General features: G+C 68.8%; 20 protein-coding genes. 16 read left to right on the top strand and 4 right to left on the bottom strand.

All coding sequences use genetic code 11. From position 1 onward, the window contains the following. Window positions 1-3: 3 nt before the first annotated feature. Window positions 4-855, top strand: a complete 852-nt coding sequence (locus PFX98_RS01720; protein ID WP_285233448.1) for a DMT family transporter — start codon at window positions 4-6, stop codon at window positions 853-855. Here the strand turns inward: PFX98_RS01720 and PFX98_RS01715 are convergent. Next, entirely contained in the window at window positions 852-1874 is a 1023-nt protein-coding gene (locus PFX98_RS01715) for a zinc-binding alcohol dehydrogenase family protein (protein ID WP_285233447.1), read from the bottom strand. The two genes, PFX98_RS01720 and PFX98_RS01715, sit on opposite strands and share 4 nt — an antisense overlap. 99 nt (window positions 1875-1973) lie before the next feature. Between PFX98_RS01715 and PFX98_RS01710 the strand changes: the two genes are divergently transcribed. Beyond that, window positions 1974-2945 carry a LysR family transcriptional regulator gene (locus tag PFX98_RS01710; RefSeq protein ID WP_285233446.1) on the top strand — a complete coding sequence of 324 codons (972 nt, stop codon included), beginning with the start codon at window positions 1974-1976 and terminating at the stop codon, window positions 2943-2945. A gap of 17 nt (window positions 2946-2962) precedes the next feature. Next, window positions 2963-3799 (top strand): NAD(+) diphosphatase, encoded by an 837-nt coding sequence (nudC, locus tag PFX98_RS01705; RefSeq protein WP_285233445.1) that lies wholly within the window; start codon window positions 2963-2965, stop codon window positions 3797-3799. On the opposite strand, the gene blaOXA is transcribed toward nudC, so the two are convergent. Further along, entirely contained in the window at window positions 3774-4598 is an 825-nt protein-coding gene (gene blaOXA, locus PFX98_RS01700; RefSeq protein ID WP_285233444.1) for a class D beta-lactamase, read from the bottom strand. The two genes, nudC and blaOXA, sit on opposite strands and share 26 nt — an antisense overlap. A 76-nt stretch (window positions 4599-4674) precedes the next feature. On the opposite strand from blaOXA, the gene PFX98_RS01695 reads away from it, so the two are divergent. From PFX98_RS01695 to PFX98_RS01670, 6 genes are all read left to right on the top strand, one after another. After that, window positions 4675-5139: an RDD family protein gene (locus PFX98_RS01695; protein ID WP_285233443.1), complete on the top strand. Its 465-nt coding sequence runs from the start codon at window positions 4675-4677 to the stop codon at window positions 5137-5139. Next, on the top strand, window positions 5136-5666 hold the full coding sequence (locus tag PFX98_RS01690) for a DUF1697 domain-containing protein (RefSeq protein ID WP_285233442.1): 531 nt from the start codon (window positions 5136-5138) through the stop codon (window positions 5664-5666). The genes PFX98_RS01695 and PFX98_RS01690 overlap by 4 nt, the downstream gene beginning before the upstream one ends. A gap of 3 nt (window positions 5667-5669) precedes the next feature. After that, window positions 5670-6893 (top strand): saccharopine dehydrogenase family protein, encoded by a 1224-nt coding sequence (locus tag PFX98_RS01685; protein ID WP_285233441.1) that lies wholly within the window; start codon window positions 5670-5672, stop codon window positions 6891-6893. Between the two features lie 10 nt (window positions 6894-6903). After that, a complete protein-coding gene (locus PFX98_RS01680) occupies window positions 6904-7416 on the top strand; it encodes a hypothetical protein (protein WP_285233440.1) in 513 nt (170 codons plus the stop codon). Window positions 7417-7800: 384 nt separating this feature from the next. Next, window positions 7801-8451: a hypothetical protein gene (locus PFX98_RS01675; RefSeq protein WP_285233439.1), complete on the top strand. Its 651-nt coding sequence runs from the start codon at window positions 7801-7803 to the stop codon at window positions 8449-8451. Continuing rightward, complete coding sequence (locus PFX98_RS01670) at window positions 8448-9368, top strand: hypothetical protein (protein ID WP_285233438.1); 921 nt, start codon at window positions 8448-8450, stop codon at window positions 9366-9368. The genes PFX98_RS01675 and PFX98_RS01670 overlap by 4 nt, the downstream gene beginning before the upstream one ends. 344 nt (window positions 9369-9712) lie before the next feature. On the opposite strand, the gene adh is transcribed toward PFX98_RS01670, so the two are convergent. Further along, window positions 9713-11233, bottom strand: a complete 1521-nt coding sequence (gene adh / locus PFX98_RS01665) for an aldehyde dehydrogenase (RefSeq protein WP_285233437.1) — start codon at window positions 11231-11233, stop codon at window positions 9713-9715. Between the two features lie 361 nt (window positions 11234-11594). On the opposite strand from adh, the gene PFX98_RS01660 reads away from it, so the two are divergent. The 7 genes from PFX98_RS01660 (at window position 11595) to gtfA (ending at window position 21942) form a co-directional block, all read left to right on the top strand. Beyond that, window positions 11595-13547, top strand: a complete 1953-nt coding sequence (locus PFX98_RS01660) for a sigma-54-dependent Fis family transcriptional regulator (protein ID WP_285233436.1) — start codon at window positions 11595-11597, stop codon at window positions 13545-13547. Window positions 13548-13592: 45 nt separating this feature from the next. Then, on the top strand, window positions 13593-14591 hold the full coding sequence (locus PFX98_RS01655) for an MBL fold metallo-hydrolase (RefSeq protein WP_285233435.1): 999 nt from the start codon (window positions 13593-13595) through the stop codon (window positions 14589-14591). Between the two features lie 34 nt (window positions 14592-14625). Then, entirely contained in the window at window positions 14626-15669 is a 1044-nt protein-coding gene (locus PFX98_RS01650) for a LacI family DNA-binding transcriptional regulator (protein WP_285233434.1), read from the top strand. 267 nt (window positions 15670-15936) lie between these two features. Continuing rightward, window positions 15937-18210, top strand: coding sequence for a TonB-dependent receptor (locus PFX98_RS01645; protein WP_285233433.1), 2274 nt, complete (start codon window positions 15937-15939; stop codon window positions 18208-18210). Window positions 18211-18212: 2 nt separating this feature from the next. Next, entirely contained in the window at window positions 18213-19169 is a 957-nt protein-coding gene (locus PFX98_RS01640) for a PfkB family carbohydrate kinase (protein WP_285233432.1), read from the top strand. Then, window positions 19166-20476, top strand: a complete 1311-nt coding sequence (locus tag PFX98_RS01635; RefSeq protein WP_285233431.1) for an MFS transporter — start codon at window positions 19166-19168, stop codon at window positions 20474-20476. The genes PFX98_RS01640 and PFX98_RS01635 overlap by 4 nt, the downstream gene beginning before the upstream one ends. Then, window positions 20473-21942, top strand: a complete 1470-nt coding sequence (gene gtfA, locus PFX98_RS01630; protein WP_285233430.1) for a sucrose phosphorylase — start codon at window positions 20473-20475, stop codon at window positions 21940-21942. The genes PFX98_RS01635 and gtfA overlap by 4 nt, the downstream gene beginning before the upstream one ends. On the opposite strand, the gene PFX98_RS01625 is transcribed toward gtfA, so the two are convergent. Beyond that, window positions 21939-22787, bottom strand: coding sequence for a PA4780 family RIO1-like protein kinase (locus PFX98_RS01625; RefSeq protein ID WP_285233429.1), 849 nt, complete (start codon window positions 22785-22787; stop codon window positions 21939-21941). The two genes, gtfA and PFX98_RS01625, sit on opposite strands and share 4 nt — an antisense overlap. Between the last annotated feature and the right edge of the window lie 7 nt (window positions 22788-22794).

The following is a 22794-nucleotide window of genomic DNA, read 5'->3' as shown; positions in this document are numbered from 1 at the left end:
CCCATGATCGCGCGCCGCACCCTGCTGCTCACCGCCCTGGCCATGCTGGCCTTTGCCGCCAATTCGCTGCTGTGCCGGGCCGCGCTGCAGCAGGCCAGTATCGACCCGGCCAGCTTTGCCAGCGTGCGCCTGGCCTCGGGCGCGGCCATGCTGGCGGTGCTGATGCGCTGGCGCGCCGCCGAGGCCGCGGCGCTGGCCACCGACTGGCTGGCGGTGCTGATGCTGTGGCTCTATGTGGCGGGCTTCTCCTTCGCCTACCTGACGCTCAGCGCCGGCACGGGCGCGCTGATCCTGTTCGGCGCGGTGCAGCTGACCATGTTCGGCGCCGGCCTGCGGGCCGGCGAGCGCTTCGCGCCGCAGGCCTGGGTCGGCCTGGGCCTGGCCCTGGCGGGCCTGCTCTATCTGGTGGCGCCCGGGGTGGCAGCACCGGCGCCGCTGGGGGCGCTGCTGATGGGGGTGGCCGGGGCGGCCTGGGGCGTCTATTCCTTGCGCGGCCGGCGTGCCAGCGGCAACCCGCTGGCCAGCACGGCGCGCAACTTCCTGTGCGCCACGCCGCTGGCGCTCCTGATGAGCTTGCTGATGCAGGGCCAGCTGCAGCTGCAGACCCAGGGCCTGCTGCTGGGCATGGCCTCGGGGGCGCTCAGCTCGGGGCTGGGCTATGTGCTCTGGTACGCGGCCCTGCCGGGGCTGGGTGCCCTGCGCGCCGCCAGCGTGCAGCTGCTGGTGCCGCCGCTGGCGGCGCTGGGCGGCGCGCTGCTGCTGGCCGAGCTGCCCACGCTGCGCCTGACCCTGGCCTCGCTGGCCATCCTGGGCGGCGTGGCCCTGGTGCTGCTGAGCCGCGCAAGAGGCCGCTAGAAGCCCTGCAGCACCAGCTTGCCGCGCGTGTGCTGGCCCTCCAGCAGCGCATGGGCGCGCTTCAGCGTCGCGGCATTGATGGGGCCCAGCACCTCGCTGAGGGTGCTGCGCAGCGCGCCGGCATCGGCCAGGCGCGCCACCTCGGCCAGCAGCTGGCCAACCTCAGCGAGGTCGTGCGTGGCATGCAAGGGGCGCACAAACATCATCTCCCAGTGCAGCGACAGGCTCTTGCCCTTCAGCGCCATCACGTTCAGCGCATCGGGCGCGAAGTCGTCGATCATGCCGATGCGGCCCTGCGGCTCCAGCGCGGCGACGATGTCGTTGAAATGCAGCGGCGTGTGCGTCAGGCTGGCGGCATAACGTAGCGAGGGCGCGCCCAGCGCTGCAATCTGCGGAGCGAGGGCCTGCGTGTGGTCGATCACATGGTGCGCGCCCAGCTCGCGCAGCCAGGCCGCCGACTCGGGCCGCGAGGCCGTGGCGATCACGGTCAGCTGCGGCGCCAGCCGGCGTGCCAGCTGCACCAGGATGGAACCCACGCCGCCGCCCGCACCCGTCACCAGCAGGCTCACCGGCCGCTCGGGTCTGGCTTGCACCTGCAGGCGCTCGAACAGCAGCTCCCAGGCGGTGATGGCGGTGAGCGGCAGGGCGGCGGCCTGGGCATCGCTCAAGGTCTTGGGCGCGAGCGCGGCGATGCGGTGATCCACGCATTGCAGCTGGGCATAGCTGCCGGGGCGGTTGATCTCGCCGGCATACCAGACCCGGTCGCCCGGCGCAAAACCGCTCACCTCGGCGCCGATGGCGCGCACCACGCCCACCGCGTCCCAGCCCAGCAGCACCGGGCTGCCGGCATCGGGGGCGGGGCGGCTCATGCGCACCTTCACGTCCACCGGGTTGACGGCGATGGCGCTCACCTCCACCAGCAGATCGCGCGGGCCGGGGGTGGGGGCGGGCAGGTCCAGGTCCAGCAGGGACTCGGCGGCCTGCAGCGGCAGGTTCTGGTAATAGCCAACGGCTTTCATGGATCAGCTCCTCAAGGAAAGAAAAACAGGTTGCGATGGCCGCTATCTTGGTGCTTCAATGCTTTCCGAAAAATAGGCTGGATCGACAATCAGTTTCAAATGAAAATTGAAAATACGGATGAGCTGAGGCTGCTCGTGGAATGCGCCCGCGGCGGCAGCCTGACGGCCGCCTCCCGGGTCATGCAGATCACGCCGGCGGCCGCCAGTGCCATGCTCAAGAAGCTGGAGGCGCGCCTGGGCGTGCGCCTGGTGGAGCGCAGCACGCGTGCGCTGCGCCTGAGCGCCGCGGGCGAGCAGCTGCGCGACTATGGCCAGCGCGCGCTGGAGCTGCTGGACGAGGGGGTGGCCCTGGTGAGCGAGGAGCAGCAAGGCGGCCGGGCCAAGGGCCGGGCCGCCGACGCGCGCCTGCGCGGCCGCATCCGCATGAGCGCCTCCAGCGACCTGACGCGCCGCCAGCTGCTGCCCCTGCTTGATGCCTTCATGCTGAGGCACCCCGGCGTGGCGTTGCACCTCAGCGTCGGCGATTCGCTGCTGGACATCTACAAGGACGAGGTCGACGTGGCGATCCGCTATGGCCTGCTGGCCGATTCCGGCCTGGTGGCGCGCAAGCTCACCGAGGTGAACCGGCTGGCCGTCGCCAGCCCGGCCTTTCTGCAGCGCCATGGCCGGCCGGCGCATCCGAGCGAGCTGAGCGCCTGCGAATGCCTGACCTTCAAGATCCGCAACCGCCATGAGCGCCAATGGCGCTTCCGCCAGAGCGACGAGGGGCCGGTGCTGGCGGTGCCGGTGCAGGGGCGGCGCAGCACCGACGATGGCGAGATCGCCCATGGCTGGGCGCTGGCGGGCCTGGGCGTGGTCTACAAGAGCGAGCTGGACGTGCGCGCCAGCCTCGCCCAGGGCCTGCTGGTGAACCTGTTTCCCGACTGGATCGGCGACCGCCTGCCCCTGCACGCGGTGATGCCCAGCCAGCGCTTCATGCCGCAGCGTGTGCGGGCGCTGGTCGAGCACCTGGCCCAGGGCCTGCAGGCGCGGCCTTCCGATACAGTGGCCGCCAGCCGCCCGCATCGATAGCCTTTTTCCATTCATCCATGCACTTCATCCCTGCCGTTCAGCCCGACGAGCCCGCCAGCGCCCAGGCCTGGCATTTCGTTTTTTTCGAGGGTCAGGTCTTGCTGCCGGTGGACCTGCCCCTGGAGGCCGGGCTGCGCATCGCGCCAGAGGAAGCTGCGGCGCAACGCCATTACCTGGGCCGGCTGGATGGGCTGGACTGCTGGACCCTGCGCCTGGCAGAGCTGCCCGCAGACCGCCAGCCCATGCCGCTGCGCGCCGCCATGATGGCCCTGCCCGAGCCCCTGATGGCGGTGGCCGGCCGCGCCGCCCAGGTGCTGGAGTGGGACCGCGCGCACGCCTTCTGCGGCGTCTGCGGCACGCCCACCGAGCGGCTGGCACATGAGCGCGCGCGCCGCTGCCCGGCCTGCGCGCAGGTGGCCTATCCGCGCCTCAGCCCCGCGATGATGGCGCTGCTGTGGCGGCGCCCGGCCGGGCGCGTGCCCGAGCTGCTGCTGGCGCGCGGCCCGCAGTTCAAGCCCGGTTACTTCAGCGCGCTGGCCGGTTTCGTCGAGGCGGGCGAATCGCTGGAGCAATGCCTGCACCGCGAGGTGGCCGAGGAGGTGGGCGTGCAGGTGAAGAACCTGCGCTACTACGGCAGCCAGAGCTGGCCCTTCCCGCACAGCCTGATGGTGGCCTACACGGCCGAGTGGGCGGGCGGCGAGATCGTGCCGCAGCCGGGCGAGATCGAGGAGGCGGCCTGGTTCCCCATCGATGCCCTGCCCGGCGTGCCGCCGCGCTTCAGCATCTCGGGCCATCTGATCGAGGACACGGTGCGCTGGCTGAGCGGGCTCAGTCCAACAGACCCAGCTCCCTGAGCATGGCCCTGGCGATGGCCTCGCGCTGCGGGGCCAGCGCGTCGCGGCGCATCTCGAGGTTGAGCGCGAAACTGCAGGCCGTGCCGTCCGCGCGCTCCAGCCAGCCCACATACCAGCCCACCGCTGGCTTCACGTCATTGGCCCAGCCGGTCTTGGCATAGAGCCGCCAGGCGCCATCCTTGGCCTGCTCGCGCAGCATCACGCGCTTGCCCAGCTCCAGCGTGCGCGCCGCAAGCGGCAAGCGGCCCTCATTCAGGCGGCGCAGGAACTCCACCTGCTCCACCGCCGAGATGCGCAGATCGCCGTCCAGCCAGAAGCTGTCGAGCCGGGGGCCGATGCGCGCATTGCCGTAGCGCATGGCCTGCAGATAGCGCTGCATGCGTGCCGCGCCCACATGGCGCGCGATGTCCTGGTAGACCCACACGGCCGAGACGCGGAAGGCGCTGGTGAGCGTCTGGTCGCGGTTCCAGTCGTCCAGCCAGCGGCGCTGGCCGTCCCAGGCATAGGGGTGGCGGTCGTCGATGGCCTCGCCGGTGTCCAGGGCAATCAGGGTGTTGGGGATCTTGAAGGTGGAGGCCGGGATGAAGCGCTCGTAGGCGCGCGCGGCGTTCACCACCTGCCAGCGGCGCGTGGCGGTGTCGAACACCACCAGCGTGCCCACGGTGTTGTGCTGGCCGAACAGCGCCTGCAACTCGGGCCGCTCCTGCCAGGGCTCGGCGGGCTCCGGTGCGGTCTGGGCCCGGCCGGGCAGGGCGGTGGCCAGCAGGCTGGCGAGGGTGAGCAATTGGCGGCGCTGCATGGTGCATCGATTTTGCCTGCTGCCACGACCATGCGGCCACAATGCGCTTCTCAGCCACGCAGCGCCCTTGTCATCCATGCAAAACCAAGCTCAGCAGCCCGAACTCGAATACGTTGGCTTCTGGCTGCGGCTCTGGGCCTCGCTGATCGACACCGCCATCATCGCCGCCCTGATCTACCCGGCCCTGCAGCTCATCTATGGCAAGGCCTATTGGAGCGGCACCAGCCTGGTCCAGGGGCCGGCGGACTTCCTGCTCTCCTTTGTGCTGCCGGCGGTGGCGGTGATCCTGTTCTGGCTGGCACGCCAGGCCACGCCCGGCAAGCTGGCGATCGGTGCGCGCATCGTCGATGCCCGCAGCGGCGGCAAGCCCAGCACCGGCCAGCTGCTGCTGCGCTACCTGGGCTATTACCTCGCCGCCATTCCGCTGTTCATGGGCCTGATCTGGGTCGGCCTGGACCCGCGCAAGCAGGGCTGGCACGACAAGCTGGCCGGCACGGTGGTGGTGCGCAACAAGCCCTCAGTGCGGTTCGAGAAGGCATGAGCCGCTACATCGCCCTGCTGCGCGGCATCAATGTCGGCCGCGCCAAGCGCATCGCCATGGCCGAGCTGCGCGCCCTCGCCGAGGGCCTGGGCCATGGCCGGGTGGCGACCCTGCTGAACAGTGGCAATCTGGTGTTCGAGTCGGCGCGCCGCGACGCACTGGCGCTGCGCCAAGAGCTGCAGCAGGCCATCGCCGCGCAGCTCGGCGTGGACTGTGCCGTGGTGGTGATCACCGCCGCGGAGCTGGACGCCGCCCTGGCCGGCAACCCCTGGCCCGATGCGGTGGACGAACCCTCGCGCTTCCTGATCGCATTTGCCGAGCAGGCGCTCACACCGGCCTTGCCACTGGCGCAGCAGGATTGGGGCGTGGATCGCCTGGCCGTGCAAGACAAGCGGGCCTATCTGTGCTGCGGCAGCGGCATCCTGGAAAGCCCCATGCTCAAGGCCTTCACGCGCGCGGCCGGCACGCTCAGCACCTCGCGCAACTGGGCCACCTTGCAAAAGCTGCAGAACCTTGTGCGAGCATAGGCGATGCATTACGACCTGATCGTCTTCGGTGCCAGCGGCTTCACCGGCCGGCTGGTGGCGGACTACCTGAACCGGCGCTACGGCGTGGGTGGCGAACTGAGCTGGGCGATGGCCGGGCGCAGCGCCGCCAAGCTGGCCGAGGTGCGCGCGCAGATCGGCGCGCCCGCCACCCTGCCGCTGCTGGTGGCCGACGCGGCGGACCCGCAGGCCCTCAAGCAGCTGGTGGCGCGGGCCCGGGTCGTGATCACCACCGTGGGCCCCTACCAGCGCCATGGCGAGGCCCTGGTGCGCGCCTGCGCCGAGGTGGGCACCGATTATGTGGACCTGTGCGGCGAGCCCGGCTGGATGGCCACCATGATCCCGCAGCTGCAGGGGCCGGCCGAGCGCAGCGGCGCGCGCATCACCTTTTCCTGCGGCTTCGACTCCATCCCCTTCGATCTGGGCGTGCTGTTCCTGCAGGACGAGGCGCTGCGCCGCTACGGCGAGCCGCTCACGCGCGTGGGCGGCCGCGTGCTGGTGCTGAAGGGCGGCGCCTCGGGCGGCACCATTGCCAGCGCCCTGGCCAGCTACGAGGCGATGGGGCGCGACCCCGAGCAGGCGCGCCTGATGGCCGATCCGTTTGCGCTCACCGCGGTGACGCCGGGCTTTCGCGGCCCGGCCCAGCCCGATGGCGAGCAAGCCGCGTTCGACGAGCAGGCCCAGGCCTGGTCGGGCCCCTTCGTGATGGCCGTCATCAACACCAAGAACGTGCACCGCACGAATGCCTTGCGCGGCCACCCCTGGGGGCGGGACTTCCGCTACGACGAGCGCCTGCTCACCGGCAAGGGCCGCCAGGGCGAGCGCCGCGCACGCCTGCTGGCGCGCTCGGCCTGGCTGCAGGAGCGGCTGCTGGGCTTTGCGCCCACGCGCGCCCTGCTGCGCCGCTTCGTGCTGCCCAAGCCGGGCGAGGGCCCCAGCCCCGAACAGCAGCGCAAGGGCCGCTACGAGATCGTCTTCCATGGCGAGACGGCCGACGGCCGGCGCCTAGCCGCGCGCGTCAAGGGGCAGGGCGACCCGGGCTATGGATCGACCTGCAAGCTCATCAGCGAGGCGGCCCTGTGCCTGTTGCAGGACATCACGCGTGGCATGACACCCGGTGGCGTGTGGACGCCCGGCGCCGCCATGGGCATGGCCCTGGTGCGGCGCCTGCAGGAGCGCGCCGAGCTGAGCTTTGCTATCGAAGATTGATCTTCAAGCAATGCGGCAACTCCTGCTCACTATCGCGCTGCGCCTCTTGGCCTGCGCGGCCGTGATCTATCTGCAATGGCGCTGGCTGGGGCCGGTGGGCTTGGTGGTAGGCGCGCCGCTGCTGGGCGTGGCGCTGGCCAGGCCGATCCTGGACCTGCTGGGCATGGCGCGCCACAAGACCACCGAGGTGGTCTATCGCGATGTGAGCGGCCGCCATTTCGTGCACCGCGGCCAGATGCTGGACATTGCCGACGACGCGGCGCAGTTCCGCTGGCTGCGCATCAGCGATGTGCGCAAGCTCATCCACGGCCTGCCCGCCGATCAGACGCTGCAACAGCTGCGTCCCGACGGCGTGCACCTGGGCGAAAAGAATAGCCAGCCCGCCCGCATCCAGGCCGAGGCCCTGCTCGAACTGCTGGCCAAGGCCCAGGACCCGGACACGCTGAAGTTCAAGCATTGGCTGGCGCAGGAGGTGGTGTTCCCGGCGGCGCAGCGGCGGGAGCGGGGCAGGGTGGGGAAATAGGCTGCTACTACGCGGTCAGTGCCTCGGCGCACACGAGCCATGCCAGCGATACATCTGCTCGTTGCGCAGTTTCGTGAGGAGCTGAATTTGAGGGTTAGTTCTTCAGATTGCAGACCTGACCCCGGGGCACGCAGCCAAGTAGGGCGCCCGTGGGTCGGTGTTTTTTCGGGTCCGGACATGCACCGGGCGGATTACCATGCTCGACAAAGACAGCGAACACATGGGGAGCCAATGATTCCAATATTGCCTGACACTGCCTGGCGCGAGTTTCGTGGCCCAGCGGCGTCGCTAGGTTTGAACCTGACTACACATCAGGCGCTAATTGCGGGCCCTGACGGTAAAGAGCACAAGTGCTTTGTTAAGGCGGCCCCTCAGGGTAATTCAATGCCCTTCACGGAAGCCATCGGCTGGTCCGTCGCGGCAGCGTTGGACTTGCCAAGGCCAGCGTTCGCCGCGGTACTGATGCTGCCCGTGCAGAAGCTGCGCCGGCACATGAAGCTTGACCAACACTGGCTCGGCTACACGCATACGCTGGCTTTCTGCGCTTCCACCGTGCAGGGCAAACACATCAGTTCTCGTTGGCAGTGGTTGGCGCGGCTGCGCAAAGCCAAGGCTTTCCAACATCCCGATGTGCCACGCATTGCCGCGTTTGATGCGTGGGTTGAGAACCAGGATCGACACTCCGGCAACTTCCTGCGTACCAGGGGAGGTGAATACGTCCCCATTGATAACGAGTTCATCTTGTACTCGCTGGTTTGGGCTGCCAACATCACTGTGGGTCACCAGAGCCTGAGAAATGAAGCGCGTTCAGTATTGAAGGCCGCAGGCTACACAAAGTTTGAAGTTTCAATGGTGCTTGCCTCTAAGCTGCACGAGGCTGCGTACCAAAAGGCATCTCCGGCGTTGCAGCAATTTATTTGTGCCATGCACGGTGACCCTGCTCAGGGTGTTGCTGCCGCCACTGCTATCCTCCAATTCTTAGGGCAGCGTGCTCATCCAGACTGGCTTGCCAATCAACTGGGGCGCATCGTATGAACAGCATGTTTTTGTCTGCGGGTTCGGATCCATACGCTCATCTGCTGCAACATGCTGCTGCGGTGCCTACGGCTGCCTTCGAGGGTACGTGGGCAACCATTGAACTGCAGCCCGACCCGTTTGCCCGCCAGCAATTCACAGTGGGCGTTGCGGTGGCCAGCATGGATGGCAGTTTCAGCTTTCGTCTTCTAGACGACCTTGCCAAGTTTGAGTGCTTGTACGGTCGTGACGATGTGGCCGAAATCCGCGCGCTTGTCGACGCTGCTGAGCACGGTCTTCTTCGAGCTCAGAAGAGTAAGGTTGCCCTCAAGGATGTTCCATTCGAAACAGGCGCTGTGTTTCTCGGTGACCTGTGGACGACGTCTGGAGCGTCGATTGATGCTGTCATCAATCGGCTCTACTTTGATGTGGTTCCATTCATTCCTCGGGACGAGCGGAAAACGCGTGACTTCGTCAGCTTGGACAATGCTGCAGTCCGTCGCTTGGTTAACGATGAACTGAAGAGAATCGCTGGCTTAGCTTATGAGCGAATAGCAACCGAGCCAGAGCGTGCGGTAAAGGACCAGAACACTGGCGAGGCTCACTGGCTTGAGTTCAACCTTGAGCCTGAGGGCAAGGCCGGAAACGTCATATCCGCGGTATACAAGACACCTAACACCATTGAGCTGAACTTCTTGCGGGCATCGCGAGACCTGTCCACATACGCGAAGCTTAAGAAGCTGTCGGACCAACAACTTGGCCTATTCATCATGATGCCGGCCAAAGACAGCATGCCCGCCATTGACTTCGATAGGGTTGAGAACATTCTTGGTGAGCAGAGTTGGAGTCTGGAGCAACAGGGCTTTCGGGTGGCTGCGCACGACTCCGCTGTACCCCTCGCGCAAGAGGTTTGGGAGTGGGCAGGGGTTCCTGTTTGACGCTAGCTTGTTGACGGAGACAGCATTACCAGCGAGCGAAGCTAGACGGAATGGACCAAGCAGGCGCTTCGCGGAGGCGTGTTGCTTGGTTCTCAAGATGAGATGCCGTGGCGCAGACCCTATCAGGAACCGGGGGGGCAAAGGCTCCCGGGCGGTAACTTGAATATGAACTGTGACGGCGAGCGGGTGCGGGAAGGTAGTCACCCGTCGACGCGGCAAATAGGAGGCCAGGCGGTGCGCGCATTTCAAGATGCGCGCTGCCCTCAGAAGGCATGGGATTAGAAGGGTAGGGACAGGTCCGCCGCAGCCTTACGACTTCGCTGAACCTAGTATTCCCGTCTCCCTTAGAAGAACCCCAGCTTGTTCGGCGAATAGCTCACCAGCAGGTTCTTGGTCTGCTGGTAATGGTCCAGCATCATCTTGTGGGTCTCGCGGCCGATGCCGGATTCCTTGTAGCCGCCGAAGGTGGCATGGGCAGGGTAGGCGTGGTAGCAGTTGGTCCAGACGCGGCCGGCCTTGATGGCGCGGCCCATGCGGTAGGCGCGGCTGCCGTCGCGGCTCCACACGCCGGCGCCCAGGCCATAGGGCGTGTCGTTGGCGATCTGCAGTGCCTCGGCCTCGGTCTTGAAGGTGGTCACCGCCAGCACCGGACCGAAGATTTCCTCGCGGAAGATGCGCATCTGGTTGTGGCCCTTGAACAGCGTGGGCTGGATGTAATAGCCGCCGGCCAGCTCACCGCCGAGTTCGGCCCGGCCGCCGCCGATCAGGCACTCCGCACCCTCCTGCTTGCCGAGCTCGAGGTAGGACATGATCTTGTCCATCTGCATGGCCGAGGCCTGCGCGCCCATCATGGTGTCGGTATCCAGCGGGCTGCCCTGCTTGATGGCCTTGATGCGGTCCAGCGCGCGCGCCATGAACTTGTCGTAGATCGATTCCTGGATCAGCGCGCGCGAGGGGCAGGTGCAGACCTCGCCCTGGTTGAAGGCGAACAGCACCAGGCCCTCGATGGCCTTGTCGAAGAAGGCGTCGTCGGCGTCGGCGATGTCCTCGAAGAAGATATTGGGGCTCTTGCCGCCCAGCTCCAGCGTGGCCGGGATCAGGTTGCCGGCGGCCGCCTGGGCGATCACGCGGCCGGTGGCGGTGCTGCCGGTGAAGGCGATCTTGGCGATGCGCTTGCTCTCGGCCAGCGGCATGCCGGCCTCGCGGCCGAAGCCGTTGACGATGTTGAGCACGCCCGGCGGCAGCAGGTCGGCGATCAGCTCGGCCATCACCATGATGCTGATGGGCGTCGATTCCGCCGGCTTGAGCACCACGCAGTTGCCCGCGCCGATGGCCGGTGCGAGCTTCCAGGCCGCCATCAGGATGGGGAAGTTCCAGGGAATGATCTGGCCCACCACGCCGAGCGGCTCGTGGAAGTGATAGGCGATGGTGTGCTCGTCGATCTCGCTCAGCGCGCCTTCCTGCGCGCGCAGGCAGCCGGCGAAGTAGCGGAAATGGTCGATCGTCAGCGGGATGTCGGCGTTCAGCGTCTCGCGCATCGGCTTGCCGTTGTCCACCGTCTCGGCATAGGCCAGCTTCTCGAGGTTGAGCTCCAGACGGTCGGCGATCTTCAGCAGGATGTTGGCGCGCTCGCCGGCGGGCGTGCGGCCCCAGGCGTCGGCGGCGGCATGGGCGGCGTCCAGCGCCAGCTCGATGTCCTCGGCGCCCGAGCGTGCGGCCTGGGTGTAGGGCTTGCCGGTGATAGGGGTGATGACCTCGAAGTACTGGCCCTTCACCGGGGGCACGAACTTGCCGCCGATGAAGTTGTCGTAGCGGGGCTTGAACTCGACCTTGGCGCCGGCGGTGTTGGGGTTGGCGTACAGCATGGCTTGTCTCCTGCTTGATGATGATGGTGGGTGTGCGAGCCGTCTTGTTTTGGGGGGCTCGGGGTCCTCATTGCACGCCGCGTGCCAGGCCGCGTTTGCGCCGCAACGGCCTTGTTTGGCGCAAGTCCGGGGTCAGTTGGGGCGCGCAGACTGTGTCGAATGCGCCGGCGGGACTGAACAACTGTCACGAAACGGAACAGCCGGCGGCGCGGATCTGCTGAAACGCTTGCCAGCGCGGCGCGTCCCGCTAGGCTCGCGGGCGAGGTCCGACACAGTGCCCCCAGACCTGCCGCGTTGCGTCAGGCCCCCCGAGGGGGTCAAGCAAGTTCGGGAACGGCCCTTCACTTGCTTGAGAGACCCGATGGAGACAATCGAGATGCAGGCATTACCCAACAAGCACCATGCGCCGGCGCGCTTGCGCCAGGCGCGGCGCACGCTGCTGGATGCCGGCAGCGTGGCCGAGGGGCTGATCGCCCCCGCGCTGCTGAACAGCTGGCAGCGCAGCCGCGCCTTCGGCCTCAGGCCCGAGGGCCGCATGCCGGGCGCGCCGCATGCGTCGGCGGCCCAGCTGACGCGGGCGCTGGAGCAGCAGCGCGAGCTGGTGGCGCATGCGCGGCCGGTGATGGAGTTCCTCGTCAAGCAGACGATGGACACCGACAGCATGGTGATACTGGCCGATGCCGAGGGCATGCTCTTGCAGGCCCTGGGCGATGCCACCTTCCTGGACCGCGCCCAGCGCGTGGCCCTGCGCCCCGGCGCCAGCTGGCACGAGCAATGGCGCGGCACGAATGCGATCGGCACCGCCCTGGCCGATGCCGCGCCGGTGGTGGTGCATGGCGCCGAGCATTACCTGGAGCGCAACGGCTTCCTCACCTGCACCGCCGCCCCCATCCTCGACCCCGCCGGCCGCGTGCTGGGTGCGCTGGACATCTCCGGCGAGCAGCGCAGCGTGCACCGCCACACCCTGGCGCTGGTGCGCACGGCGGCCGGCATGATCGAGCAGCGCCTGTTCGAGCATCGCCATGGCGCCGGCCTGCGCCTGCGCCTGCATGCCCAGCCCGAGGGCATAGGCTCCTGCGCCGAGGGCCTGCTGGCGCTCTCGGAAGACGGCTGGCTGTGCGGCGCCAATGCCGCGGGCCTGCAGATGCTGGGCCTGGACTGGACGGCGATCTCCGCCTGCCGCATCGAGCAGCTGCTGCAGCTGGACATCGCCACCCTGGCCGACTGGTGCCGCCGCCCCAGCGCCGCCGCGCGCCCGGTGCGCCGCCACGATGGCAGCCCCCTGTGGCTGCGCCTGGAGCCGGGGCGCAGCCTGGTGGCGGTCACGCGGATCTGCGCGCCACACGCGTCGTCACACGCGGCGCCGCAGGACGCGCTCGCCCGCCTGGACAGCGGCGACCCGGCCCTGCGCAGCGCGCTGGAGCGCGCGCGCCGCGTGATGGACAAGCCCATCGCCCTGCTGCTGCAGGGCGAGTCCGGCGTCGGCAAGGAGCTGTTCGTGCGCGCCCTGCATGCCAGCTCGGCGCGCGCCAAGCAGCCGCTGGTGGCGCTGAACTGCGCGGCCCTGCCCGAGGCGCTGATCGAGGCCGAGCTGTTCGGCTACCGGCCCGGCGCCTACACCGGCGCGGCGCGCGAGGGCGCACCCGGGCGCATCCGCGAGGCCGCCGGCGGCACCCTGTTCCTGGACGAGATCGGCGACATGCCGCTGGCCCTGCAGGGCCGGCTGCTGCGCGTGCTGCAGGAGCATGAGGTGCTGCCGCTGGGCGGCGGCGCGCCGGTGGCGGTGGACTTCCGCCTGGTCTGCGCCACCCACCGCGAGCTGGCCGAGGAGGTGGCGCAGGGCCGCTTCCGCGCCGACCTCTATTACCGCCTCAACGGCCTGGCCCTGCAGCTGCCGCCGCTGCGCGAGCGCCAGGACCTGCCGGCCCTGATCGCGGCCATGCTGGCCGAGCTGCAGCCCGGGCGCGCGCTGGCCGTGCAGCCCGAGCTGCTGGCGGCGTTGCGCGCCTACCGCTGGCCCGGCAATCTGCGCCAGCTGCACAACGCGCTGCGCACCGCCTGCGCGCTGCTGGACGAGCATGAGCAGCACATCGACTGGCCCCATCTGCCCAACGATCTGGCCCGCGCGCTGCGCCAGGCAAGCCCTGACCCCCGGGCGGACGAGGCGCCCGGCGGGCTGCGCGAGCAGGCGCGCCTGAGCGTGCGGCAGACTGTGGAGGCCTGCGAGGGCAATCTGTCCGAGGCCGCGCGGCGCCTGGGCATCAGCCGCAACACCCTGTATCGCAAGCTCAGGGAGCAGCAGACGGGGAGTTAGTGCTAGGCTCGCGTCCGCCCGCTTCGGGGCGCACGAGGAACCCGCATGTCCATCGTCAAGCGCGTCGCGCTGCTGCTCTTGCTGGCCCTGCTGCTGGGCCTGGCCTGGCTGGTCTGGCGCTTCCAGGCGCGCCCCAGCCTCGAACCCTATCTGCCGCTGGCCCTGCCGGCGGCGGCTGCGCCCCAGCCCGCGGGTGAGCTTCGCGTCACCTTCCTGGGGGTGTCCAGCCTGCTGCTCAGCGATGGCGAGACGGCGCTGCTGACCGATGGCTTCTTCACCCGCCCGGCCGGCCGCGAGGTGCTGCTCGGCAAGATCGCGCCGGACCGCGCCCTGATCGCGCGCAGCCTGCAGCGCGCCGGCATCGCCAAGCTGGATGCGGTGATCGCCCTGCACTCGCACTACGACCATGCGATGGACTCGCCCGAGGTGGCGCAACGCACCGGCGCGATGCTGCTGGGCTCGGCATCCACCGCCCAGATCGCACGCGGTTGGGGCCTGGCCCCCGAGCGCATGCAGCTGCTGCAGGATGGCCAGGTCTTGCGCTATGGCCGCTTCGAGATCACGGTGCTGCGCTCGCGCCATTTCCCGCACCCGCTGGCGATGGGCGAGATCACCGAGCCGCTGCGCCCGCCGGTGCGCGCCGATGCCTACCGCGAGGGCGGCAGCTACCAACTGCTGGTAAAGCATGAGGGGCGCAGCCTGCTGATCGCGGGCAGCGCCGGCTTCGTGCCCGAGCGCCTGCGCGGCCTGCAGGCCGAGGTGGTCTACCTGGGCATTGGCGGCCTGGGCGGCAAGGACGAGGCCTACCGCGCCGACTACTGGCGCGAGACCGTGCAGCTGACCCAGGCCAAGCGCGTCATCCCGATTCATTGGGACGACTTCACCCTGCCGCTGGACCAGCCGCTGCGGCCCGGCCGCCTGCTGTTCGACGACATGGAGGCCTCGATGGCCTTTCTGCAGCGCCGCGCCGCGGCCGAGGGGGTGGAGCTGCGGCTGGCGCTGCCCTGGCAGGCGGTGGATCCCTTCGCGGGCTTGCGCCGCTGAGTTGGCTGTGGCCGCTGCTGCAAAATGGCGGCACATGTCCGAAGCCAAGCCTCCCTCCAGCCGCGCCGAGCAGCGGCGCCTGCAAATGGCCGACATCGCCCGCCTGGCGGGGGTGTCGGTGTCCACCGTCTCGCGTGCGCTCAGCGGCAGCAGCCTGGTGAACGAGGAGACCCGCAAGCGCGTCAGCGAGCTGGCGCGCTCGCTCAACTACTCGATCAACCTCGGCGCGCAGAACCTGCGGCTGCAGAAGAACCGCACGGTGGCGGTGGTGGTGCCCTATGACGCGGGCTCGCGCCAGCACATCTCCGACCCCTTCTTCCTCTCCATCGTCGGCGCCATCGCCGACGCCCTGACCGACCAGGGTTGGGACATGCTGCTCTCGCGCGTCGATGCCGAGCGCCTCGACCTGGCCGCGCAGGCGGTGGACTCGGGCAAGGCGGTGGGCCTGCTCATCATCGGCCAGTGGCGCCACCACGACCAGCTCAACGAGCTGGCGGCGCGCAAGCTGCCGGTGGTGGTGTGGGGTGCCCAGCTGCCGCAGCAGCTCTACTGCAGCGTCGGCGGCGACAACGTGCTGGGCGGGCGCCTGGCCACCGAGCACCTGCTCGCCGCGGGCCGGCACCGGCTGGCCTTTCTCGGCGATGCGGCCCTGCCCGAGGTGATGCACCGACGCGAGGGCTTCTGGGCGGCGCTGGCCCTGCGGGGGTTCAGACCTGACCCCGCGCTGGAGCTGGCCGTGCCCTTCGAGGTGGGCGCGGCGCGCGCCGCCATCGAGGCCTTCTTTGCCGCCCATCCCGAGGTGGACGGTGTGGTGGCCTGCAGCGATCTGCTGGCCCTGCAGGCCATCCAGGTGCTGCGCGCGCAGGGCCGGGCGGTGCCGCGCGAGGTCAGCGTGGTGGGCTATGACGACATGCCCCTGGCCGCCTTCTGCGACCCGCCGCTCACCAGCGTGCACCAGCCCGTGGCCGCCGCCGGCGTGCAGCTGGTGCACAAGCTGATGCAGATGCTGGAGGGGCAGGCGGTGCCGCCCAGCATGCTGCCTGTGCACCTGGTGGTGCGCGAGAGCGCGCCGACCTGAATCCGGGCGCCATAGAGCGGTCTGCAATTGATTGCAAGTCGCTCGAAAGACATTCATCAAAAGTGAGACAGATAGCCGTATTCATCGGCGTGAATAAGCGTTTCTACTGAATTGCAATCGATTGCAAAGAAAACACAGGCGCCGCACAATGCGGGCAACGCAAGGTGCCGTCCGCGGCCCGGCGTCAGCCCAGCACGATAGCCAAGCCTTGCCGGACGCATCACGCCATGCAGCGTGTGCGCCGGTCCTGATTCGGAGACAAGCAAGATGCAACGACAAGCAGTACGCCCCACCGCCGCGGCCGCCCTGGCCCTGGCCCCCTTGACGCTGGCCATGGCCCTGGCCTTCGCGCCCCGGCCGGGCCAGGCCCAGGAGGCCGCCGACGGCCTGCAGCTCGACCAGGTGGTGGTCACCGGCAGCTCCACCCGATCCACCAAGATGAAACAGAGCCTCTCGGTCAGCTCGATGGACGGCGAGCAGCTCAGCAAGAGCGGCGCCACCAGCGCGGCCGAGCTGCTGCGCGCGGTGCCGGGCGTGCGTTCGGAGTCCTCCGGCGGCGAGGGCAATGCCAACATCACGGTGCGCGGCGTGCCGCTCTCGGCCGGCGGTTCGCGCTATGTGCAGATCCAGGAAGACGGCCTGCCGCTGCTGCTGTTCGGTGACATCGCCTTCGGCACCGCCGACCAGTTCCTGCGCGCCGATGCCAATACCGAGCGCCTCGAAGTGCTGCGCGGCGGCTCGGCCTCTACCCTGGCCAGCAACTCGCCGGGCGGCCTCGTCAACTTCATCAGCAAGACCGGCAGCGAGCAGGGCGGCAGCCTGGGCCTGACGGCCGGGCTGGATCGGCGTCTCTGGCGCATCGATGCCGACTATGGTGCTTCGCTGGGCAAGGGCGGTAGCTTCCACCTCGGCGGCTTCCAGCGCATCGGCGAGGGCGGCCGGCCGACCGGCCAGAATCTTGAGAGCGGTGGCCAGCTCAAGGCCAATATCACGCAGAAATTCCAGGGCACGGATCTCTCTGGTTATGTGCGCCTGAGCCTCAAGGCCCTGGACGACAAGACCCCCTCGCTGATGCCCGTGCCGGTGACGGTCTCGAACGGCAAGATCAACACCATCGCCGGCATCGACCCGCGCAGCGCCTTCTTCATCACGCCCAGCCTGGCGCGCGACCTGAGCTTCAACAAGGACGGCGCCTATACCGCCAGCAACACCCGCGACGGCCTGCACGTGAAGAGCACGGCGATCGGCTTCGAGTCCGGCCTGGAGCTGGGCAACGGGCTGAGCCTGGAAGAGAAGTTCCGCAAGAGCAGCAACTCGGGCCGCTTCATCGCGCTGTTCCCGGCCGACAACGCCAATAACGGCCGTGCCGCCTTCTTCACCGGCACGCTGTTCAACACCTCGCTGGACAATCTGGACAACGTCTTCAACGACCTGAAGCTGAGCAAGACCTTCGCCGCCGGCGATGGCGGCAAGGCCACCCTGGTGGGCGGCCTGTTCTATGGCCAGCAGAACGTGGCCCAGACCTGGTTCTGGAACCAGTACAACCTGACGCTGAGCGGCAACAACGCCCAGGTGGTCGATGCCAGCGGCAAGCCCACCAGCGCAGCGGTGGCGCAGGGCTGGAGCACCTGGGGCGGCTGCTGCACGCGCAGCTGGGACGTGCAGTACACCCAGACCTCGCCCTATGCGGCGCTGGCCTGGGAGCGCGGCCCGCTCAATCTGGACCTGAGCCTGCGCCGCGACGAGCAGAAGGCCCATGGCTACACCCTGGCCGGCGACAACGCCGCACAGCGCTGGGATGCGGCCAGCCAGCAACGCGTGGACTACAAGGTGGCGCACACCTCCTACTCGCTGGGTGCGAACTTCGCGCTGAGCCGCGACCTGGCCCTGTTCGGCCGCGCCAGCAACGGCGTGGCCTTCAGCGCCGACCGCCTGCTCTACGGCAATCCGCTGGACGGCTCGGTGCCGATCGCGGTGAACGAGATCGATCAGGTCGAGGCCGGCGCCAAATGGCGTGGCCAGGGGCTGAGCCTGTTCGCCACGCTCTTCAATGCGCGCACCAAGGAAAGCAATTACGAGGTCACGACGCAGAAGTTCACCGCCAACAAGTACGAGGCCAGCGGCCTGGAGCTGGAGGCCGCCTATGCGATCGGCAACTTCCGCCTGAACGCCGGCGCCACCTTCACGCATGCGCGCATCCAGGCCTCCAACGACGCCAGCGTGGTGGGCAAGAAGCCGCGCCGCCAGGCCGACTTCGTCTATCAGCTCAGCCCCGCCTACAGCCTGGGCGATGTGGAGCTGGGCGCGGCCCTGATCGGCTCGGGCAAGTCCTATGGCGACGATGGCAACAGCATCACCATGCCGGCCTACACGGTGGTGAATGCCTTCGTGAACTACCAGCTCAATGCCAAGACCCAGCTCTCGCTCTCGGCCAACAATCTGTTCAATGCGCTGGCCTATACCGAGATCGAGGGCGATGGCCATGCGGCGCGCGCGCTCACCGGCCGCACCCTGCGCGCGTCCGTGAAGTTCGAGTTCTGAGCATGGCACCCGTGCTGCTGCTGGGTGAAGCCCTGGTGGACGAGTTCGCCAGCGGGCCGGTGGCCGGCGGCGCGCCGCTGAATGTGGCGCGCTCGCTGCAGGCGCTGGGCCAGCCGGCCCTGCTGGCCACGCGCCTGGGGCAGGGCGATGCCGGCGCGGCGCTGGTGCTGCAAAGCATGCGCCGCTTCGGCCTCAGCGAGGCGGCGCTGCAGTTCGATGCCGAGCGCGGCACCGGGCGCGTCAGCGTGATCGAGAACCTGGGCGAACAGGGCGGCGAGCATCGCTTCGAGATCCACGACGATGCCGCCTGGGACCATCTGCAGGCCGAGCCCCTGCTGGACCTGCTGGCCGCGCCGCCGCGGCTCGTCTACTTCGGCAGCCTGGCGCAGCGCCAGCCGGTGGCGCGCGCCAGCATCCAGCAGCTGCTGGACCAGCTTGGCCGGCAGGGTGCGTTGCGCTACCTGGACCTCAATCTGCGCGCGGGCAGCGCCACGCCCGAGCTGGCCGCAGCCTGCCTGGCGCGCGCCGACTGGCTCAAGGTCAACGAGCATGAGCTGGCCCGGCTGCTGCATTGGCAGGGCCTGCCCGGCCCGGCGCCGGACGCAGCGCCCGAGGCCTGGAGTGCGGGCGTGCGCGCGCTGATGCAGCACCACGGCCTGCAGCGCCTGCTGCTGACGCGCGGTGCGCTGGGGGCAGTGAGCTTCGACATCGCGGGCCGCGTCGAGGCGCTGGCGCTGGCACCGCGGCAGGCGCGCGTGGTCGACACCGTGGGCGCGGGCGACGGCTTCAGCGCCATGCTGCTGGCCGCCTGGCTGGGCGGCCAGGGGGTCTCGCGCGCCCTGGCCCTGGCGGTGCGGTTCGCCGCCGCGCTGTGCGGCGAGCGCGGCGCGGTGCCGGCGCGCGACGGCTTCTACGATCGCTGGCAGCAAGAGCTGAGTCCGGAAAGGTTCACCGCATGAACGGCAGCACCAAGCCAAGGCTGAGCCTCTGGCAGATCCTGAACATGAACCTGGGCTTCTTCGGCATCCAGTTCAGCTTCGGGCTGCAGCAGAGCAATATGAGCCCGATCTACCAGTACCTGGGCGCCGACGAGGCCAGCCTGCCGCTGCTGTGGCTGGCCGGGCCGCTCACCGGCCTGCTGGTGCAGCCCATCGTTGGCGCGCTGAGCGACCGCACGGTGACGCGCTGGGGCCGCCGCACGCCTTATTTCCTGATCGGCGCGCTGCTGTGCAGCCTGGGCCTGCTGCTGATGCCGATGAGCCCGACGCTGTGGTTCGCCGCCGGCCTGCTGTGGATACTGGACGCCGCCAACAACGTCACCATGGAGCCCTACCGCGCCTATGTGAGCGACCGGCTCGACGAGGCCCAGCATGCCCAGGGCTTTCTGACCCAGAGCGCCTACACCGGCCTGGCCCAGACCCTGGCCTATCTGGCGCCCTCTATCATGGTCTGGCTGGGCATGGACAAGGACGCGCTGGGCGCCAACCACATCCCGCAGATCACCCTGGTGGCCTTTGGCATCGGCGCGCTGTTCTCCTTCACCACGGTGTGGTGGTCGGTGCGCCGCGTGCCCGAGCTGCCGCTCTCGGCCGCCGAGGCACAGGAGCTCTCGCAGCGCCCGCAGGGCCTCCGGGCCACCTGGGACGAGATCCTCAGCGCCTTCCGCGAGATGCCCGAGACCATGCGCCGGCTCTGGTGGATGAAGCTGTTCCAGTGGTACGCGATGATGTGCTACTGGATCTACATCGTGCCGGCGCTGGCCCAGACCATGTTCGGCACCAGCGATGCCAGCTCCCAGGGCTTTCGCGATGCCGGCCTGTTGAACGGCCAGCTGGGCGGCTTCTACAACTTCGTCGCCTTTATCGCGGCGCTGGCCATGCTGCCCTACACGCGGCGCTTCGGCGCGCAACGCGTGCACGCGCTGTGCCTCACGCTGGCGGGCCTGGGCCTGTGGGCCATCCCCGAGCTGCACAACCGCTGGCTGCTGTTCCTGCCCATGCTGGGCGTGGGCCTGGCCTGGGCCAGCATCATGGGCAACCCCTATGTGCTGCTGGCCGGCAGCATCCCGCCGGAACGCGCCGGGGTCTATATGGGCATCTTCAATATGTTCATCGTGATCCCGATGCTGATCCAGATGCTGACCCTGCCGCTGATCTACCACTCACTGCTGGGCGGCCAGCCCGAGAACGTCATCCGCCTGGCCGGCGCGCTGCTGATGCTGGCGGCCGCGGCGGTGCTGCGCGTGAAGTCGCACAAGCCATCATGAAGAACCAAGTCCAACTCATCACCTATGTGGACCGCCTCGGCGGCGGCGGCATCGCGCAATTGCAGGTGCTCTTGCAGGGCCCGCAAGGCTTGTTGCAAGGCCTGTTCGGCGGCGTGCACCTGCTGCCGTTTTTCTATCCCATCGACGGCGCCGACGCCGGCTTCGACCCGATCGACCATACCCAGGTCGATCCGCGCCTGGGCGCCTGGGCCGATGTGCGCGCCCTGAGCGCGCAATGCGATGTGATGGCCGATGTGATCGTGAATCACATCTCGGCCGATTCGCCGCAGTTCCAGGACTATTCGGAGCGGGGCGAGGCCTCGCGCTATGCGGGCCTGTTCCTGACGCTGGACTCGGTGTTCCCGGGCGGCGTGGACGAGCGGCAGCTGCTGGCCGTGTACCGCCCGCGCCCGGGCCTGCCGCTCACCGTGGCCACGCTGAAGAACGGCCAGAAAAAGCTGCTCTGGACCACCTTCACGCCCAAGCAGCTGGACATCGATGTGCAGCACGCGGAGGGGCGCGCCTACCTGGACGGCATCCTGCAGCGCTTTGCCGACAGCGGCATCCGCATGGTGCGCCTGGATGCGGCCGGTTATGCGATCAAGAAGGCCGGCGCCTCCTGCTTCATGATGCCGGAGACCTTTGCCTTCATCGCCGAGTTCGCAGCGCGCGCCAAGGCGCTGGGCATCGAGGTGCTGGTGGAGATCCACTCCTACTACCGGCGCCAGATCGAGATCGCGCAACAGGTGGACTGGGTCTACGACTTCGCGCTGCCGCCGCTGGTCCTGCATGCCTTCTTCTTCAAGACCGCCGCGCCGCTGAAGCGCTGGATCGCGCTGCGGCCGCGCAATGCGCTGACGGTGCTGGACACGCACGACGGCATCGGCATCATCGATATCGGCGCCGACAGCGCGGACCGTGCCGGCTCACCCGGCCTGGTGCCGCCCGCCGAGCTGGACGCGCTGGTGGAGCGCATCCACGCCGCCAGCCAGTGCCAGAGCCGCCAAGCCACCGGGGCGGCGGCCTCCAACCTCGATCTCTACCAGGTCAACTGCACGTTCTTCGATGCGCTGGGCGGCGATGAGCGCAGCTATCTGCTGGCGCGCGCGCTGCAGTTCTTCCTGCCCGGCGTGCCCCAGGTCTATTACGTCGGCCTGCTGGCCGGCCACAACGACATGGCGCTGCTGGCCCGCAGCGGGGTGGGGCGCGACATCAACCGCCACCATTACGACCAGGCCGAGATCGCCGCCGCGCTGCAGCGCCCGGTGGTGCAGCGCCTCCTGCAGCTGATCCGGCTGCGCAACGAGCATCCGGCCTTCCAGGGCCGCTTCGAGCTGCTGGAGAGCGAGCCCGAGGTGCTGGCGATGCGCTGGCAGCTTGATGAGCACGAAGCCCTGCTGCGCATCGACTTCCGTGATCTCGGCCACACGCTGAGCTTCAGTGGCGGCGCGCCGCTGCAGTTCTAATTCGCGCCGCTGCGCATCAGCTGCCGCATCGCCTCCTCGGCCTTCACGTCCTCGATCTCGCGCAGCACCTCGCCCACGTTGACGGCCTTGCGGCTGTGCTCGAAGCGGCCGCTCAGCGGGCTGTCGGGCTTGAGCAGGCCGCGCTCGAACAGGGCCCAGATCTCATGGCCATAGTCGCTGGCCAGCAGCTCGGGCGCGCTGGCGCCGAAGAACAGGCGCAGGTTCTCGACATCGCGCAGCAGCATGCGCTTGGCGTGGTTGTTGCCGGCGGCGTCCACCGCCTGCGGCAGGTCGATGATGACCGGGCCGTCCTCGGCCAGCAGGATGTTGAACTCGGAGAGGTCGCCGTGCACGATGCCGGCGCACAGCATGCGCACCACCTCGGCGATCAGCGCCGCATGGTGGCGGCGCGCCTGCTCGGGCGTGAACTGGGCGTCGTTGAGGCGCGGCGCGGCGGCGCCCTCGGCATCGGCCACCAGCTCCATCAGCAGCACGCCCTCGTGGAAGTTGTAGGGCTGGGGCACGCGCACGCCGGCGGCGGCCAGGCGGTAGAGCGCGTCCACCTCGGCGCTCTGCCAGGCCTCCTCCTGCTTGGCGCGGCCGAAGCGCGTGCCCTTGGCCATGGCGCGCGCCTGGCGGCTGTTCTTCACGCGGCGGTTCTCGGTGTAGTCCACCGCCTGGCGAAAGCTGCGTTGGGTGGCCTCCTTGTAGACCTTGGCGCAGCGCGTCTCCTCGCCGCAGCGCACCACATAGACCTGCGCTTCCTTGCCGCTCATCAGCTGGCGCAGCACGCCGTCGATCAGGCCTTCTTCCATCAAGGCTTGCAGCCTGGGGGGTGTTTTCATGCCCCCA

Origin of the sequence: Paucibacter sediminis (genome assembly GCF_030254645.1) — a bacterium.
GTDB classification, from domain to species: domain Bacteria; phylum Pseudomonadota; class Gammaproteobacteria; order Burkholderiales; family Burkholderiaceae_C; genus Paucibacter_B; species Paucibacter_B sediminis.
Note: the sequence above shows the minus strand (reverse complement) of the source record. Positions and strands in the feature narration are given on the sequence as shown.